1 protein-coding gene is annotated in these 305 nt (G+C 25.6%); it reads left to right on the top strand.

All coding sequences use genetic code 11. From position 1 onward, the window contains the following. The coding region (locus tag AA81_RS14420) for a hypothetical protein (RefSeq protein WP_211292690.1) at positions 1 to 305 on the top strand (305 nt) is incomplete at both ends.

The raw sequence follows: 305 nt of genomic DNA on the forward strand, positions 1-305 counted from the left end.
TAAAAGAGAAGAATCAAAAAAAACTTCAAGAACATGTTTTTAGTAAAATTAAAAGAAAAGAAGATTTTCAGTCAACAAACGAATTACTCAAAACACTTGAAAGTTATGAGTTAAGAAACTTTTTATATTCAAAACTTTTAGAAAGTTATTTTTCTATTTTCAATATTATTTACGAAAAAGAGACCCTAAAATATGGAGACGAGAATTATAAAATTTCTATAGATAACGACACTTTTGAATCTCTTGTAGAACTACTTGATGAATCAGATATAAACGGAGAAATTCTATTTTACCTGCTCTCTGAC

The sequence above is a fragment of the Petrotoga halophila DSM 16923 genome, from assembly GCF_002924615.1.